Origin of the sequence: Arthrobacter sp. NPDC058097, from assembly GCF_042884885.1 — a bacterium.
GTDB lineage: Bacteria > Actinomycetota > Actinomycetes > Actinomycetales > Micrococcaceae > Arthrobacter.
Map to the genome: position 1 here is coordinate 304,929 of NZ_JBHVSZ010000006.1, position 16,092 is coordinate 321,020.

The following is a 16,092-nucleotide window of genomic DNA, read 5'->3' on the forward strand; positions in this document are numbered from 1 at the left end:
TCATGCACCCATCTTCTGTGTGACCGCCCGCGCGGTCACCGGCATTTGTTTGCGGAAGGCGGCCCGGGCACGGTGCAGGCGGACCTTGGCTGCGGCTTCGCTGCACTGCAGAACGCCGGCGATCTCGGCCATGCTCAGCTCGTCCCAGTAGGCCAGTTGCAGGATGTCGCGCTCACTGTCGCGCAGCGCGGCCATCGCGTCGTGGACCAGCAGGTCCTCGGAGTCCGCCCCGGAGCGGAGCTCGGCGGACGCCCGGAGTTTTGCCTGCAGTGCCACGACCCGGTCGCGGCTCCGGTACGCGTTGCCGATCAGGTTCCGCGCCACCGTCAGCAGCCAGGCGATATCCGGATGCGGCTGGTCGTGCCATTTTTGCCAGACAACGCGGAACACATCGGCTGCGAGCTCTTCAGCGAGCTCGGGTGATTCCACCCGCCGCCGCACATATCTGTAAACCCGCGGATAGCTGTCCCTGTGAACGGCGACGAACGCCAGTTCGCGTTCCGAATCCACGTATCCCCCAAACGTAAGAAGTTGTGTCCTGACCAGGCAGGCTAACCGTATAGTTTCCGGCAGGGAACGGGCGGTTACACGGCCCTGAAAGAATATTCGGCGGACGCCACTGTCTCGTTGTCTTCGTTCAGGGTGATGACGGCGTCGACCACGTTCCCGGCCAGCGCCAGCGGCAGCCAGTGCTCCGCATCCTGCCACATGCGCTCAAGGGGAAGGGCGGAAACCGGGAACCACTCCGGAATGATCTCGGCGCTCTCCGCCGGCTCGCCGGCCCACCGGCGGGTGGTGAAGAGCCGGGTGGACATGTTCCAGTCCGGCCGGGCGGGGAAGACGAACTCCACCTTTCCGGCGTCGAACAGGTCCTCCTCACGGACCACGACCCCCGCCTCCTCCAGCACCTCCCGGCAGGCCGCCTGGGCATCGGTTTCGCCGGCCTCCACGTGCCCGCCCAGACCGACAATCTTGCCGGTTCCGAAGCCGGTCCGCTTGAGGCCCAGCAACACCTCAGGCCTCACCTCCGGGCGTTCCCGTAACAGGAAGCAGAGGGTGACGGGCGCGGAAGTCATGCAGACCAGCCTAGCGGTGCCGGCACTGTCCGGATGCCTGTACGCGGGCGGGGATTACCCCAGCGCCCGGGGATGCGCCGCGGCGTAGACTTCCCGCAGCGTGTCGGCGGTGACAAGCGTGTACACCTGCGTGGTGGTCACGGAGGCATGCCCCAGCAGTTCCTGGACCACCCGGACATCCGCGCCGCCTTCGAGCAGGTGGGTGGCGAAGGAGTGCCGGAGCGTGTGCGGGGAGACGTCCTTGGTGATGTTGGCCTTGTCCGCCGCGGCCTTCAGGATGGTCCAGGCGCTCTGTCGGCTGATGCGCCCGCCCCTGGCGTTGAGGAACAGCGCCGGGGTGCCCTTGCCTTTCCCTGCGAGCAGGGGCCGGCCCCGGACAAGATAGGCATCGAGGGCGCGGGCGGCGAATGAGCCGAGCGGCACGAGGCGTTCCTTGGAGCCCTTGCCGAACAGCCGCACGATGGCCGGACCGGCTTCGGCCGCCTGCACCGAGAGGTCGTCGACGTCCAGGCCCACGGCTTCACTGATCCGGGCTCCGGTGGAGTACAGGAATTCGAGCAACGCCCGGTCCCGGAGGCCCGTTGCGGTGTCAGTCCCGGCGGCTTCCAGGATCCTGGAGACTTCATCCACGGTGATGGCCTTGGGGAGCCGTTTGCCGGGCATTGGTGGGTGGACATCGCTGGCGGGGTCCGCCGTCGTCGTTCCTTCCAGCGCCCAAAAGCGGTGCAGTCCGCGGACGGCCACCACGGTCCGGGCCGCGGAGCGCACCCCCAGCGGAGTGCCGCCGTCGGCGCCGTCGGACAGTGCCTGGGCAAAGCCCGTCACGTGGTGGCGGGTGATGTCCGCCGGGCTGCTGAGGCCCTGCACGGCGAGGTAGGCCGAATAGCGCGCGAGGTCGCGGCGGTATGCGGACAGTGTGTTCGCTGCCAGGCCCCGTTCGACGCCCATGTGCTGGAGATAGTCGGTCACGCCGCGGTCAATCGCGGTGCGGGGGCGTTCCGGCGGCGCCGTTTTCGCGCCATCTGGCGGCTGGGGTGCCGAGGGGGCCGGAGATTCCTCCGGTGCCGCCGTGTCCGCGGACATCAGCGCTGGCTGGGGTGCGCCGGCCAGGGGGCGTCGCCCGGCCGCAGTCCGCTGAAGCCGTCAGCTTTCGCAGCGGCCGCAGCAAGGATCCCGACGACGGCGGACGGGTTGTGCAGGCGTCCTTCCAGCACTGCGGCAACGGCATCCTCCAGCGGGATCCAGTGCAGCTCGATTTCGGCTTCTTCGTCCGTGCGGACGTGGAGTTCGTGATGCGGGACCTCGGTGAGGCCGCGGGCGAGGTAGATGCGGATCGCCTCGCTGGACGAGCCCGGCGAATTGAAGAAGTCCACCAGGACGTTCCATTCGCTGGCGATCAGGTCTGCTTCCTCTGCGAGCTCCCGCCCGGCGCCCACCACGAAGTCCTCCCCCTCGACGTCGAGCAGGCCTGCGGGAATCTCCCACAGGTCCATGCCCACCGGGTGGCGGTACTGCTTGATCAGCAGCACCTCGCCGTCGTCGTTCATGGGGAGCACGGCGACGGCTCCGGGGTGCTCGATGTAGTCCCGGACGAGGGGCTCGCCGTCGGCGGTCAGCTTGAAGCTGTCGCTGACAACGTCCCAGATCCGGCCGTTGTAGACCCTTTCCCGGGAGAGCAGACGGCGCGGGCTCGGCGCATCCGAAACCTGCCGGTCAGCAGGGGTGTTTCCAGATTTACCGGGCATCGCGCCGTCCTTACTCTATGGGTGCTGTGGAGTTACTCTGCCGGGTTCTACTCTGCGGCGGCTTCGCCGGAGGCGGCCGCGGCGGGTTCGAAACCGGTGACGTCGCTTCCGCTCTGGTGGTCCAGGGCGGCCTTCACCAGGCCGGCAAAGAGCGGGTGCGGGCGGGTGGGCCGTGAGCTCAGTTCCGGGTGCGCCTGGGTGGCCACGTAGTAGGGGTGCACCTCGCGGGGCAGCTCCACGTATTCCACCAGCTTGCCGTCCGGCGACGTGCCGGAGAACACCAGGCCCTCGGCGGCAATCTGCTCGCGGTACTTGTTGTTCACCTCGTACCGGTGGCGGTGGCGTTCGCTGACGGTGGTTTTCCCGTAGGTCTCGGCGATGACAGAGCCCTCGTCCAGCTTGGCCTCGTACAGGCCCAGGCGCATGGTGCCGCCGAGGTCGCCGCGGCCCTCAACGAATTCCAGCTGCTCTTCCATCGTGGCGATGACCGGGTACTTGGAGTCCGGCTCGAACTCGCTGGAGGAGGCACCCTCCAGGCCGACGACGTTGCGGGCGTACTCGATGACCATGCACTGCAGGCCGAGGCAGAGCCCGAGTACAGGCAGCCGGGATTCGCGTGCAAACTTCAGTGCGCCCAGCTTGCCTTCCAGGCCGCGGATGCCGAAGCCGCCCGGAACGCAGATGGCGTCGACGCCCTCGAGGGAACGCACCGCGCCTTCGTGGGTTTCGCATTCGTCGGACGGGACCCAGCGGATCTTGACCTTGGCGTTGTTGGCGAATCCGCCGGCGCGCAGGGCCTCCGTGACGGAGAGGTAGGCGTCCGGAAGGTCGATGTACTTGCCCACCAGGGCAACCTCAACCTCGTGCTTGGGGTTGTGGACGGCTTCGAGGAGCTTGTCCCAGCTGGTCCAGTCGACGTCCTTGAACGGCAGGTCCAGCGCCCGGACAATGTACGAATCCAGGCCCTGGGTGTGCAGGGTCTTGGGGATGTCGTAGATGCTGGGGGCGTCTGCGGCGTTGACCACGGCGTCGATGTCGACGTCGCACATGCGGCCGATCTTCTCGCGCATGGCGTCGGGGACTTCGCGGTCCGAACGGATCACGATGGCTTCCGGCTGGATGCCGATGGAGCGAAGGGCGGCCACGGAGTGCTGCGTGGGCTTGGTCTTCAGTTCCTGCGACGGGCCGATGTACGGGACCAGCGAAACGTGAAGGAAGAAGACGTTGGTCCGGCCGATGTCCTGGCGGACCTGGCGGGCGGACTCGAGGAAGGGCTGCGACTCGATGTCGCCCACCGTGCCGCCGATCTCCGTGATGATGACGTCCGGCGCGTTCTTGCCCTCGGAGGGCAGCCGCATCCGGCGCTTGATCTCATCGGTGATGTGCGGGATGACCTGGACGGTGTCACCGAGGTACTCGCCGCGGCGTTCCTTGGCGATGACCGTGGAGTACACCTGGCCGGTGGTCACGTTGGCCGAACCCTCGAGGTTTTCGTCGAGGAAGCGCTCGTAGTGTCCGATGTCGAGGTCGGTTTCAGCACCGTCGTCTGTGACGAAAACCTCGCCGTGCTGGAAGGGGTTCATCGTGCCCGGATCCACATTCAGATAGGGATCGAGCTTCTGCATAGTTACTGACAGGCCGCGTGCCCGCAGCAGGTGGCCGAGGCTGGAAGCCGTCAGTCCCTTGCCGAGTGAGGACGCCACACCGCCGGTGACGAAGATGTGCTTGGTCGTCTTGGAGGAGCCCGGGAACCGGGAATTTACACGGGAATTTGATCGCTGCACCACGGAATTCGAGCCTATCATCAATTGAGCCTTCCACGGATCGGGTATGCGGTCCCCAAAGGCCTCAGTTTCCCCTGTCCACGTCCCGCAGGCAATAGCAGAGCCCGCACGGCCTGCCGCGGCCCGGGCCGGTTCAGGTCACTGCCCGGGGCCAGCGGCTCAGGCCCGCTGCGGCAGGAGCTTGGCGTCGTCCAGAAGCTCCTGGGCGTGCGCCTGGGCGGTTTCGGAGTCCTCCTGGCCTGCCAGCATCCGGGCCAGTTCCCGCACGCGTTCGGCCTCGTCCAGGAGCTGGACGTCGCTGGAGGTGAAGCCCTTGGCGGTGGAGCCGTCCGAGCCGCGCACCGAGGTTTTGGTCACACGGATGTGCTGGTCGGCGAACGCCGCGACCTGCGGGAGGTGCGTCACTACCAGAACCTGGACGTGGCGGGCCAGCATTGCCAGCCGCCGGCCGATCTCGACGGCGGCTCGGCCGCCTACTCCGGCGTCCACCTCGTCGAAGACGAACGTGGGCACGGGGTCCACGGCCGCCAGCACCACCTCGATGGCGAGCATGACCCTGGAGAGCTCACCGCCGGATGCGCCCTTGCCGAGCGGCCGGGCCGGCGCGCCGGAGTGCGGCTGCAGCAGGAAGGAGATCTCGTCCGCGCCGTGGGGTCCCAGCTGGGCTGCGGCTTCGATGGTGATCACCAGGGTGGCGTCTGCCATGGCGAGGGCCTTCAGTTCGGCGCTGACCCGGGCGGAGAGGTCCTTGGCGGCCTTGGCGCGGACCTTGCTGATGGCCGCGGCCTGCTTCTTCAGCTCGGCCGAGGCCCGGGCCACCTCTGCTTCCAGGTTCTCGATCCGGGTGGAGTCGCCCTGCAGCTCGTCAAAGCGCGCGCGGGCGTTCTCCGCCCATTCGAGGACCTCGTCGATGCTCGGCGCGTATTTCCGGACCAGCTTGGCCAGGGAGGCCCGGCGTTCCTCGATTTCGGCCAGGCGCTCCGGCCCCTCCGAGTCCAGCCCGGCCTGGTAGCTGGCCAGTTCGGTGGCGATGTCGTTGAGCAGGAACCCCACCTCGGCGAGCCGGGTGGCCGCCGATCCGAGTTCCTCGTCGTGCTCGGCCACGTGTTCCAGGGTCCGCTTGGCCGCATCGACGAGCGACGTCGCGTCGCCGGCCTCGCCGAAGTCCTCGGCGATGAGGGCCTGATGGGCGGTGGTGGCGGCGATCCGGAGTTCCTCGACGTTGGCCAGCTTCACCGACTCGGCCTTCAGGGCCTCGTCCTCCCCCGCCTGCGGGTCCACGGCGTCGATCTCCGCCAGCGCGGCCTCCAGCGACTCGGCTTCGCGGAGCCGCTCGCGTTCCGCGCTGCGCAGTGAGTCCAGCTCGGCCTGGCTGGATTTCCAGGAGCTGTAGAGGTCCTGGAATCCGCCGAGCATCGACGCCAGCCCCTCCCCGGCGAACTTGTCGAGAGCCTCGCGCTGTGCCGCGGCACCCTTGAGCCGGATCTGGTCGGTCTGCCCGTGCACCACCACGAGCGACTCGCCGATTTCTGCCAGCACGCCCACCGGCGCGGCCCGGCCACCGAGGAAGGCCCGGCTGCGTCCGTCCGCGCCCAGGCGCCGTGACAGCAGCAGTTCCGCGCCGCCGTCGTACTCTTCAACCTCAGCGCCGGCGTCCCTGGCGCGTTCCAGCGCCAGGTGCCCGGACTGCAGCTGTACCACCGCTTCCGCGGAGGCGCTCTTGGCGCCGCTGCGCACGGCGCCGGCGTCCGACCGGGCCCCCAGCAGCAGCCCGACGGCGGTGACCACCATGGTCTTGCCCGCACCGGTCTCACCGGTAACGACGCTGAGACCGGGTCCCAGCGGCAGCGTGGCGTCGGTGATGACGCCGAGATCGCGGATTCTCAGTTCTTCAAGCATGGTTCACTTTTCAGTCGGAGGATCGGATTCTGAACCGGGTTCGTAGGGACGAACGCCCGAGGGCGGCGTCATGGTCCGGGGCGTGCGGACGATCGGCACGGGACCGGTGTGGATCTGTTCGGACTGCGGCACCGGGCCACGCCAGCCGTGGATGGGAAGCTCAAACTTGCGGACCAGCCGGGCCGAGAACGGGGTCTGGTGCGTACGGGCCAGCCGGACCGGGGTGGCGGACCGGGTGACCTCAACACGGGCGCCGGGCGGCAGGTCCACGGAGCGTCTACCGTCGCACCACAGCACGCCCAGGGCGTCCGTGCGGTTGAGGACTTCCACGGCCAGCCGGGACCGGGGCGAGACCACCAGCGGCTTGGCGAAGAGGGCGTGCGCGCTGATGGGCACGATGAGAAGGGCTTCGACCTCCGGCCACACCACCGGGCCGCCGGCGGAGAACGCGTAGGCCGTGGATCCGGTGGGGGTCGCGAGTACCACGCCGTCGCAGCCGAAGGAGGTCAGCGGGCGCTCGTCCACTTCGGTGACCAGTTCGAGCATGCGCTCCCGGTCGCCTTTTTCGATGGCGGCCTCGTTCAGGGCCCAGGTGTGCCAGATCTTTTGGCCGCGCACCCAGACCTGGACGTCGATGGTCATGCGTTCCTCCACCGTGTATTCACGGCTGGCGATCCATTCGACTGTCTGGGCGAGGTCCGCACGTTCGCTCTCGGCGAGGAAGCCGACGTGGCCCAGGTTCACGCCCAGCAGCGGCACGTCCTCTTCGCGGACCAGCTCGGCCGCGCGCAGGATGGTCCCGTCCCCGCCCAGCACCATGACCAGTTCGACGTCCGGAAGCTGGATGTGGTCGTGCAGGATTTCAACCGGCTGGTCCATGGCGCCGAAGAAGCCCTCCATGTCGGCCAGTTCGGACTTCTGCATGACGGGGATGATGCCGGAGGCGTGGAGCTGGGCGCACGCTTCCCAGGCCGCCTTTAGGGATTCCTCGCGGCCGGTGTGGGCAAGTACCAGTACACGCCTGCTCATCGCGTTCCGCTCTCTAGTGGTTCGGCCAGATCTTTCCCAGCAACGCAGCCACGGCTGCGTCCCGCTCTTCGATCTTAGGCAAGTCTTCGGACATTCTTTGCGTTATCCACAGGAAGTACTCGACATTTCCGTCCTGGCCCGGCAACGGGCTGGTGGCCAGCCCCCGCAGTTCCAGGCCGGCGTCGAGCGCCGCCCCCGCCACTTTACCGACAGCCAGGCGCCGTTCGCGCTCCGACGTGACCACTCCGGTGCGGGCGAGCCGTTCCTTGCCGATCTCGAACTGCGGCTTGACCATGAGCACCAGGTCACCGCCCGGGGCGGTGCAGGCTGCCAGCGGGGCGAGCACCAGCGTCAGTGAAATGAAGGACAGGTCGGCAACCGTGACCTGTGCCGGGCCGCCGATCTGGCCGGGCTCCATGTAGCGGACGTTCAGCCCCTCGTGCACGCTGACGCGCGGATCACTGCGGAGCTGCGGCACCAGCTGGCCGTGCCCGACGTCGACCGCCACCACGTGCGCGGCGCCCCGCCGCAGCAGGACGTCGGTAAAGCCGCCCGTGGAGGCTCCGGCGTCCAGGCACCGTTTGCCGCCGACGGCGACCTCGGGGAAGGCGTCCAGCGCGCCGGCCAGTTTGTGGCCTGCGCGGCTGGCGTATGCATCCGTCGCATCTTCCGCGACGCTCAATTCACGGTCGTCGCCCACCTGCAGCGACGCTTTGGCGAGGACATCACCGGCGGAGGACACTTTGCCCTCGGCGATAAGACGGGCTGCATGCGTGCGGGACCGCGCCAGTCCCCTGCTGACGAGCAGTTGGTCGAGTCTGGGCATGTCAGGCGGCACCCGGTCCAGGCCGCGGTTCTTCATGCCGCTCCTCGTGCCGGGGCTCCTCATTCAGGGCCTCCAGCAGGGCATCGTGCATGCCGGCATAGGCGGCCGGGTGCTCCGAAACGGGCAGCCCGGGAACCTCGCGGACCTGGTCCAGGATGGTCCGGACAGCGGGGTCAGTGACTCCGCTGTCCGGGTTGCTGCTGTCCGGACCGTTGCCGGGCGCCGCCAGTTCCGGCCAGAAGAGGTCCGCGGCCCCCGCGCCGGGCGCGTCGTAATTCAACTCGGGCATGGCACCAGTTTATTGATCCAGCCATTCGAGTTCGGGAGCCGTGGGGCTGCTGGCGTCGGGTCGGGCCGTCCACCATGCCGCGCATGCCGCGCGCCACGAATCGAGGTTGTCCTTCGCCCCGGTGATCCGGACGGCATTGCCGTCAACGGTGGCCGCGGCGTTCCCGCAACGGAAGGTCCCGCCGTCGTTATCAATCTCCGGATACGGCTCATACAGGCCGGTCAGGTCGCGGATGATGTAGCGGGGACGCTCGTCCGTCTTGGCTGCCAGCATGGATTCCAGGGTGTCGATGCCGGTCAGCACGGCCACCGTGGCGAAGCCTGCCCGGTTGCCGCCCAGGATGTCAGTGTCGAGGCGGTCACCGACAACCAGCGGCCGGTCCGAGGACAGCCGCTTGGCAGCCGCGTGGAAGAGCGGGGCCTCCGGCTTGCCGGCAACGAGGGGCTGGCGGCCGGTTGCGGCCGAGACGGCAGCCACCAGGGAGCCGTTGCCCGGCGCCGTTCCGCGGGTCTGCGGGAGAGTCATGTCAGTGTTCGTCGCAACCCACAGCACGTCGCCGTCGGCGAGGACGAAGGATGCTTCTGCGAGCTCCTTCCAGCCGATCCCAGGGTTGAAGCCCTGCACCACTGCCACGGGATTCTCCTCGGCGCTGTGCACCGGCTTCAGGCCAACAAGCTCAACCTCGTGGGCCAGCGCCGGGCTGCCGGTAATCAGCACGGCCGCACCCGGGGAAAGCAGGGACGCCAGAAGGTCGGCTGCGGCCTGGGAAGAACTCACCACCTGGTGGTCCTCGGCCGGGGCGCCAAGCTCACGCAGGTGCGCCGCAACCTGTGCCGGGGTACGGGAGGCGTTATTGGTCACGTACCCGAGGCCGACGCCGATCCCGGCCAGCCCCTGCAGGGACTCCACAGCTCCGGGGATGGCGTGGGGACCCCTGTAGACCACTCCGTCCAGGTCGGCCAGCAGGGCGTCGAACCGGGAAATCAGTTGTGCTTCACTCATGTGCGATCAGTCCTCCGAGCCGTTCTGGCGGCGGTCAGCATCCTGCTCTTCGGCGTGCCCGGCTTCAACTTCGTCCTCGGCGTCCTCATCGTGCTCGGCGGAGTCCTCGTCGGACTCGGCGTCGTCGGATTCGAAGTAGTCCGCTTCGGCGTCGTCCAGGTTTTCTTCCACCGGGTTGTCTCCAGCGAGGTCCGATGTGGGGCGCTGCGCGGCAGCTTCCTCCGCGGCGCTGATGCCGGGGGCCGTCTGGCTGGCGGAAGACTCGCTTTCGTCCTGCGCCGCCGTCCCTGCTGCCTGCGCAATCCGCTTCCGGCGTTCGGCTTCTTCCCGGGCTTCCTCTTCCTCGTCCCAGCCGAGGTCGATGATGTCGGGTTCCTCGGCCATGCCCAGGCCCAGGGCTTCTTCGGCCACGACGGCCTGGCGCTGCCACTTGCCGGCCTCGGCTTCGCGGCCGGCGGCGGTCAAGGCGTCAGCGTAGGCGCGGAACAGGCGCGGGCTGTAGGAAAAGGCGCGGTTGATGTCCAGCTGCGGGATTTCCAGCTCGGCCACGGCGGCGTCCGGCTGGCCAAGGTCGGCGCGGGCGCCGGAGGCGACTATCGCCAGCTCTACCTTGCCGGGCGCGTCGAGGTCCTGGGCCTCCTCGGAGCGGACGACGTCCAGGGCGCGGTCGGGCCGGCCCAGGCCGCGTTCGCAGTCGGCCATCACGGGCAGGTGGACGTTGGAACCGCTGATGCGCCGGTAGGTGCGGAACTCACGCAGGGCCTCGCCGTAGTGTCCGGCGGCATAGGCCGTGAGGCCCACCGCCTCGCGGACGGCCGCAAGGCGTCCGCCGCGGCGGCTGGCGGCGAGGGCGTGCTGGAACGCCAGTTCAGGTTCCTCGTCGATAAGCCGTCCGGCCATCACGAGGTGGCGGGCGACCCATTCCGCGCTGTTGGATTCCAGGGTCTTGATCTGGTGCTGCGTGGCGCGGTCGAGTTCCTTGCCGGTGACGTCCTCGTCGATTTCGGGCGAACGCTCACGGTCCGGGCGGTTGGCACTGCGGAGGTCGCGGGCGTTGGGGACGCGGGCGGGGCGGTCCTCTGCCCTGTCGCGGCCGAACTGGCGGGGGCCGGACTCGCCGCGCTCAAAGCCACGGGGTCCGCGGTCCTGCCTGTCACCGCGGTCCTGCCAACCGGCACGGTCCTCGCGGGGCGCCCGGTCCTGCCGGTCGCCGAAGGGGCGGCGGTTGTCTCCGCCGCCAAAGCTGCGGCGGTCGCCGTCGCCCTCGCGGCGCGGACGGTCAGAGAACGGCTTGCGGTCACGATCGCCGAACGGCTTACGCTCGCCGCCACCGAAGCCACGGCGGTCACCCTCACCCTCGCGGCGCGGACGGTCACCAAACGGCCTGCGCTCACCGCCACCGAAACCACGGCGGTCACCCTCACCCTCGCGGCGCGGACGGTCACCAAACGGCCTGCGCTCACCGCCACCGAAACCACGGCGGTCACCCTCACCTTCACGGCGCGGACGGTCACCAAACGGCTTGCGCTCACCGCCACCGAAACCACGGCGGTCACCCTCACCTTCACGGCGCGGACGGTCACCAAACGGCTTGCGGTCACGGTCGCCGTCGCCCTCACGGCGCGGACGGTCAGAGAACGGCTTACGGTCACGGTCACCAAACGGCTTACGCTCGCCACCGCCAAAACCGCGGCGGTCACCGTCCCCCTCCCGCCGCGGACGGTCAGAGAACGGCTTACGGTCAGAGTCACCGCCGAAACCGCGGCCGTCACGGGCGCGGAAGCCCCGCGGATCCCCGCCGGAATTATTGGTCCCCCTAAAAGGGCCCCCCTGCCGTCCCCGGTTGCTTCCCGAGTCCCCCCGGTCGTTTCCGCCGCGGTAACCGCCGCCCTTGTGCTCAGCCATGGTGGATTCCTCCTGTAGTGAGCCGACCACTGGCGCGATGTGCAGCCGCTCTTGTCCGTGTTTGGTTGTCCTGCGCGACCCGAAGTGAAGCATCCGGTGTCCGCATATCTCTAGCAATTCTAGGTGAGAGCCGGTGCCAGCCACTAACGGCGAGGGCCTCCCACAGGCTGGCGTGTGCATCCTCACAAAGGCACGGGCCACTCAATCCGCTGTGGGCAGGGGCCCCCGATCATGCCTTCCGGCGTCCGGAGGAGCGCAACAACCCACAGGAAAAATCCAAGGAGGCGTGGCAAGACTGGCTCCCACAGCATCCGCCGAGGGGGAACCATGAAGAAATCACGGACCAAGCCGGTGGCTGCTGCTGCCATGATCCTGGGTTGCGGGTTAGTGGCACTGTTCGTTGCCTACTCGGCCGAGGCCGGCAGGGAGGCAGCATTCCTGGACCGGACCGGCGCGGCGGTCATCTGGGGGCTTCCAGCTGCCAAACTTGTTTTCAACGTCGCGGCCGCCGGAACTGTCGGGCCACTTATCCTGGCGCTCTTCGCCCTCCCCCCGACGGGAAAAGCGTTCTCGAAGGCGCTGGTCCTTGCCGGCATTTCCGCAGTGCTTTGGACGGCCGCCGCAGCCGCGATCAGCGTCCTCACCTTCCACTCGTTGGCTAACCTCCCGCTGTTTTCGGAAGGATCCGGGAGCATCTTCGTCAGTTTCCTGACGGACGTTGACGCCGGCCGAAGGAGCGCCCTGACAGTCGTGATTACCGCAATCGTGGCGCTCCTGTGCTTCGGCGTCCAGAGCCAGCGGGCTGTGGCTGCCACGGCGGTGCTGGCTTCCACGGGGCTCCTGCCCCTGGCCCTGAATTCGCATGCCGCCGGCGGTGCCAGCCACTCCGACAGTACAGTTTCGGTGGTCATGCATATGGTCGCGGCGGCCATCTGGATCGGCGGCCTGGCCACGATTGTCCTGCTGCAGCGGACGCTGGGAACGGATTTGCTGGCCGCAGTCCGGCGCTACTCGACGTTGGCGCTGCTGTCCTTCCTTGCCCTGGCCATCTCGGGCGTATCGGCTGGGCTGACAGGCCTCGGAACGCTCGACGGGCTGGCCACTCAGTACGGCCTGATCCTCGTGGTAAAAACCGCACTTCTGGGGGTTCTCGGCGTGTTCGGTGCGTTGCACCGGAAGTGGATCCTCACAAAGCTGGAATCGGTCCCGAGCAGGGCACGGACCGCGTTCGCAGCCCTGGCAGTGGCCGAGCTAGCCGTCATGGCAGCCGCATCAGGACTTGCGGCGGCCCTGGCGCGCACCCCGCCGCCTACGGTTTCGCAGGCAACGCCCGCCCCGGTTTCGCTGCGTCTTCCGGGTCTGGTGGATATGTTCACCAACTGGAAGCCCGACGCCCTGTGGATCTTCCTCTGCGCCGTCGCCGCGTTCCTGTATGGGGCCGGAATACACCGCGTCCGGAACCGGGGCGGGCACTGGCCTGTCTACCGCGCCGGCCTCTGGTTTACCGGTGTCGCATTGCTGTTTCTGGTTACCAACGGAGGACTTCGCTTCTACCAGGAGTTCCTGATCAGTGCCCATGTCACGACGCAGATGCTTCTCATTGCTGTCGTACCGCTGCTGCTGCTTCCCGGTGCGCCGCTGACATTGGCCAGGCTCGCCGCCATGCCCAGGCAGGACGGAACGATAGGCGGCGAAGAAGCCCTCAGTCTTACGCTGCGCCCGGTCCTGAATGCTACGTCGGCGTCCTATGTGGCGGCCGCTGGCCTGGCCGCAGTGCTCGCTGCCCTGTACTACACGCCATTGCTGGAGTACTCGTCACGTACCCAGTTCGGGTACCAGGCCATGGCCCTGTTGGCCCTGTTCTCCGGCTGCCTGTTTGCCGCATCCCTTGCCCGTCCCGCGGACCGCGGGCCTGGATCGTCAGTGGCCGCCAGGCTCGCGACCATAGGTGCCGTGGCAGCCCTCTACGGGGTGCACGGCTGGGCGCTGGCCCAACAAGCTGATCAACTGCCGGACTCGCGACGGCAGGAGTGGCTGATCAGTGTGGGCCAGCCCTGGGACCAGCCGGTTCTTGCGGTCGTGGAGCCGGCGGGGATGGCCATGTGGGTCATCGCGGCCGGCACGCTTGCAACAGCGGCCGGGGCTGTACTGTACCGGGCCCGCCGCCGCCCCGCCCCCGGAAAGGGAAGACGGGTCCGTTCCTCTTCGGAGCGCGCCCACGACCTTGTGATGTCCTCAGAAACCTGATGGGCACGCTCTCCCAGAAAGGCGAGCCGTGGGTGGCTTTCCACCCAAAGAAGGCCGCCGGCAACCCTTTCTTCCTCAAGGTTTCCGCAGGGTAGGTATTACACCCTTCAACTAAATCAATTGGACTTTCTAGCGACGTCGGAGGTAGTCGTGTCAGTTACACGCCGTCAGGCACTGCAAATAGGTGGAGTGGGGATCATCGGTGCCTTTGGCCTGGCTGTACCCTTGACGTCGGTCAACGCCAAGTCGGCGAGCCAGCTGGCGTCCCGCAACATGCCCAAGCCCTACCAGCGGACACTTCCCATCCCCGAGATACTCCGGCCCACGAGCACGACGGTGGACCCCGACGGCCGCAAGCGGCACCTGTACAAAATTGAGCAGAAAGCTGCTTTGGCAAACATCGTGCCGGGGCTCAGCACTCCTATCCTCGGCTACAACGGGACATTCCCTGGCCCGACCATCAAAGTGAACCAGGGCGAACGCATCACCCTCGAAATGGACAACGTCCTGCCTCTGTTCCACCCGCAGTGGGGGTACCGGCTTGACACTTCGACCCACCTGCACGGGTCTGCGTCGCTCCCTCAGTTCGACGGCTACGCCAATGACCTCACAGGCCGGGACTACTGCAAAGACTACGAGTACCCCAACTTCCAGCCGGCACGGACCCTGTGGTACCACGACCACGCCGTGCACAATACGGGCCAGAGCGTTTACTCCGGCCTGGCCGCCCAGTACCACCTGCACGACGAAGTGGAAGGCAGCCTTCTTCCGCAGGGAAAGTTCGATGTGCCGCTGACCGTGTCCGACGCCATGTTCGCAGCCAACGGCTCCCTCGGCTACAACGACAACACCCACTCCGGCCTGTGGGGCGACGTTATTCTTGTCAACGGGGCGCCCTGGCCGGTGATGAAGGTCCAGCGACGGATCTACCGGTTCCGCATACTCAACGCATCCATTGCGCGCTCCTACCGATTCTCCCTGAACACGGGGGACGCCATGACCATCGTCGCCACGGACGGGGGCCTGATGCCGGCCGCCCAGCAGGTGACATCCTGGCGACACGGCGGCGCAGAGCGCTATGAGGTGCTCATCGACTTTTCGAAGTACCCCGTCGGCAAGCGGGTGGAACTGCGCAATCTGTCCAACAAGAACAATGTGGACTACGACTTCACCGGCAGGGTCATGGCCTTCGACGTGACAGACGAGCCTGTCGACACGTCCGGACCCGGCGCCAGGGTGCTGCCGACACTTCTCGCCCCGAGCCTGACCATGAGCCTCAAGACGTCAGACTCGGTGAAGACCAGGCACATGCGGGTGAAGCGGGACAACGATGTCTGGACTATCGGGGGGATGACGTGGGACGAGGTGGTCCAGAGTGGCTACCGGAAGGTACTTGCCAATCCCGACCTCGACGACGTGGAAATCTGGGAGATAGAAAACAGCTCAGGAGGGTGGTTCCATCCGGTTCACATCCATCTGGTGGACTTCCAAGTCCTCAGCCGCAACGGGCAGGCGCCGTTCGCGCATGAGAAGGGGCCTAAGGACGTGGTCTACGTGGGCGAAGGGGAAACGGTCCGACTACTCATGAAGTTCGAGCACAACCGCGGCAGGTACATGATCCACTGCCACAACCTGCCCCACGAGGACCACGACATGATGGCCCAGTTCAGCGTCGGCATCGACACGAACAACCCGGATCCGAATCATCCGGTCGAGGCAGTACGGCCGCATCCGATCAACGAACCGGCGCCGGGTCAGGCCGCACCGGCGGACGCGCCGGCGCCGGAGACTACCCACCCGGCAGAGGTGGCTGCACCGGTGACGACGACTCCGGCCACGTCCCCCGTAGCATCGCCGCCGGCGCCCGCCCCCTCCCCGGCAGCGGCACGCGTGGGACAGAAAGACGTCGTTGCCATCACCAGCGCCCGGCACCGGCTGAAGAAGGACATGACTTTCGCCGGAACCTCCAAGTTCGCGGGCTCGACGGCGCCCACCTCGGCCACGGTCGTGCTGTACGACGTCACGCCGGGACGTGCCGCCACCCGCTTGGGGACCGTGAAGGCCAACACCTTGGGAGCCTGGACGCTGACCGTCAAGCCCGGACCCGCCAAGCAGGTCACCGCAGTCAAGGCCGAATCGAGCGTTGGCGGGACTGCGACGGCGAGTGTCAGGACCAGCTGAATGGCGGTTCCGGTTTAAATGCGGGAGAGCCCCAACCGTGTGGTTGGGGCTCTCGACCTAATGGTTGTCCGGCGGTGACCTACTCTCCCACACCCTCCCGGGTGCAGTA

The 16,092-nt window shown here is 67.5% G+C and carries 14 protein-coding genes; 3 read left to right on the forward strand and 11 right to left on the reverse strand.

Annotated features, from left to right (window positions below; genetic code table 11):
• The 11 genes from ACFVTE_RS12940 to ACFVTE_RS12990 form a co-directional block, all read right to left on the reverse strand.
• Entirely contained in the window at positions 1-510 is a 510-nt protein-coding gene (locus ACFVTE_RS12940) for an RNA polymerase sigma factor (RefSeq protein WP_387100934.1), read from the reverse strand.
• A gap of 74 nt (positions 511-584) precedes the next feature.
• Positions 585-1,076 carry an 8-oxo-dGTP diphosphatase gene (locus ACFVTE_RS12945; RefSeq protein WP_387100936.1) on the reverse strand — a complete coding sequence of 164 codons (492 nt, stop codon included), beginning with the start codon at positions 1,074-1,076 and terminating at the stop codon, positions 585-587.
• Between the two features lie 54 nt (positions 1,077-1,130).
• Positions 1,131-2,159, reverse strand: coding sequence for a site-specific tyrosine recombinase XerD (xerD, locus tag ACFVTE_RS12950; RefSeq protein WP_387100938.1), 1,029 nt, complete (start codon positions 2,157-2,159; stop codon positions 1,131-1,133).
• Entirely contained in the window at positions 2,159-2,821 is a 663-nt protein-coding gene (locus ACFVTE_RS12955) for an NUDIX domain-containing protein (RefSeq protein ID WP_387100940.1), read from the reverse strand. Before ACFVTE_RS12955 ends, xerD begins: the two co-directional genes overlap by 1 nt.
• A gap of 47 nt (positions 2,822-2,868) precedes the next feature.
• Positions 2,869-4,626: a CTP synthase gene (locus tag ACFVTE_RS12960; protein WP_387100942.1), complete on the reverse strand. Its 1,758-nt coding sequence runs from the start codon at positions 4,624-4,626 to the stop codon at positions 2,869-2,871.
• A gap of 138 nt (positions 4,627-4,764) precedes the next feature.
• Positions 4,765-6,504, reverse strand: a complete 1,740-nt coding sequence (gene recN, locus ACFVTE_RS12965; protein WP_387100944.1) for a DNA repair protein RecN — start codon at positions 6,502-6,504, stop codon at positions 4,765-4,767.
• 3 nt (positions 6,505-6,507) lie between these two features.
• Positions 6,508-7,533, reverse strand: coding sequence for an NAD kinase (locus tag ACFVTE_RS12970; protein ID WP_387100946.1), 1,026 nt, complete (start codon positions 7,531-7,533; stop codon positions 6,508-6,510).
• A 13-nt stretch (positions 7,534-7,546) separates the two neighbouring features.
• Positions 7,547-8,359, reverse strand: coding sequence for a TlyA family RNA methyltransferase (locus ACFVTE_RS12975; RefSeq protein ID WP_387100989.1), 813 nt, complete (start codon positions 8,357-8,359; stop codon positions 7,547-7,549).
• Position 8,360: 1 nt separating this feature from the next.
• Positions 8,361-8,648, reverse strand: coding sequence for a hypothetical protein (locus ACFVTE_RS12980; RefSeq protein ID WP_387100948.1), 288 nt, complete (start codon positions 8,646-8,648; stop codon positions 8,361-8,363).
• 9 nt (positions 8,649-8,657) lie between these two features.
• Positions 8,658-9,650, reverse strand: coding sequence for an HAD-IIA family hydrolase (locus ACFVTE_RS12985; RefSeq protein ID WP_387100950.1), 993 nt, complete (start codon positions 9,648-9,650; stop codon positions 8,658-8,660).
• A 6-nt stretch (positions 9,651-9,656) separates the two neighbouring features.
• Positions 9,657-10,550 (reverse strand): hypothetical protein, encoded by an 894-nt coding sequence (locus tag ACFVTE_RS12990; RefSeq protein WP_387100952.1) that lies wholly within the window; start codon positions 10,548-10,550, stop codon positions 9,657-9,659.
• Positions 10,551-10,556: 6 nt separating this feature from the next.
• Between ACFVTE_RS12990 and ACFVTE_RS12995 the strand changes: the two genes are divergently transcribed.
• From ACFVTE_RS12995 to ACFVTE_RS13005, 3 genes are all read left to right on the forward strand, one after another.
• Complete coding sequence (locus ACFVTE_RS12995) at positions 10,557-11,573, forward strand: hypothetical protein (protein ID WP_387100954.1); 1,017 nt, start codon at positions 10,557-10,559, stop codon at positions 11,571-11,573.
• Between the two features lie 309 nt (positions 11,574-11,882).
• A complete protein-coding gene (locus ACFVTE_RS13000) occupies positions 11,883-13,802 on the forward strand; it encodes a cytochrome c oxidase assembly protein (RefSeq protein WP_387100956.1) in 1,920 nt (639 codons plus the stop codon).
• A 189-nt stretch (positions 13,803-13,991) separates the two neighbouring features.
• Positions 13,992-15,983 (forward strand): multicopper oxidase family protein, encoded by a 1,992-nt coding sequence (locus tag ACFVTE_RS13005; RefSeq protein ID WP_387100958.1) that lies wholly within the window; start codon positions 13,992-13,994, stop codon positions 15,981-15,983.
• The last annotated feature ends 109 nt before the right edge of the window (positions 15,984-16,092 follow it).

What these genes read in the sequence shown, in the direction of transcription:
- ACFVTE_RS12945 (WP_387100936.1), bottom strand. Translation starts at nt 1,076, where the DNA reads ATGACTTCCGCGCCCGTCACCCTCTGCTTCCTGTTACGGGAACGCCCG.
- xerD (WP_387100938.1), bottom strand. Translation starts at nt 2,159, where the DNA reads ATGTCCGCGGACACGGCGGCACCGGAGGAATCTCCGGCCCCCTCGGCA.
- ACFVTE_RS12955 (WP_387100940.1), bottom strand. Translation starts at nt 2,821, where the DNA reads ATGCCCGGTAAATCTGGAAACACCCCTGCTGACCGGCAGGTTTCGGAT.
- ACFVTE_RS12960 (WP_387100942.1), bottom strand. Translation starts at nt 4,626, where the DNA reads ATGATAGGCTCGAATTCCGTGGTGCAGCGATCAAATTCCCGTGTAAAT.
- recN (WP_387100944.1), bottom strand. Translation starts at nt 6,504, where the DNA reads ATGCTTGAAGAACTGAGAATCCGCGATCTCGGCGTCATCACCGACGCC.
- ACFVTE_RS12970 (WP_387100946.1), bottom strand. Translation starts at nt 7,533, where the DNA reads ATGAGCAGGCGTGTACTGGTACTTGCCCACACCGGCCGCGAGGAATCC.
- ACFVTE_RS12975 (WP_387100989.1), bottom strand. Translation starts at nt 8,359, where the DNA reads ATGCCCAGACTCGACCAACTGCTCGTCAGCAGGGGACTGGCGCGGTCC.
- ACFVTE_RS12980 (WP_387100948.1), bottom strand. Translation starts at nt 8,648, where the DNA reads ATGCCCGAGTTGAATTACGACGCGCCCGGCGCGGGGGCCGCGGACCTC.
- ACFVTE_RS12985 (WP_387100950.1), bottom strand. Translation starts at nt 9,650, where the DNA reads ATGAGTGAAGCACAACTGATTTCCCGGTTCGACGCCCTGCTGGCCGAC.
- ACFVTE_RS12990 (WP_387100952.1), bottom strand. Translation starts at nt 10,550, where the DNA reads ATGGCCGGACGGCTTATCGACGAGGAACCTGAACTGGCGTTCCAGCAC.
- ACFVTE_RS13000 (WP_387100956.1), top strand. Translation starts at nt 11,883, where the DNA reads ATGAAGAAATCACGGACCAAGCCGGTGGCTGCTGCTGCCATGATCCTG.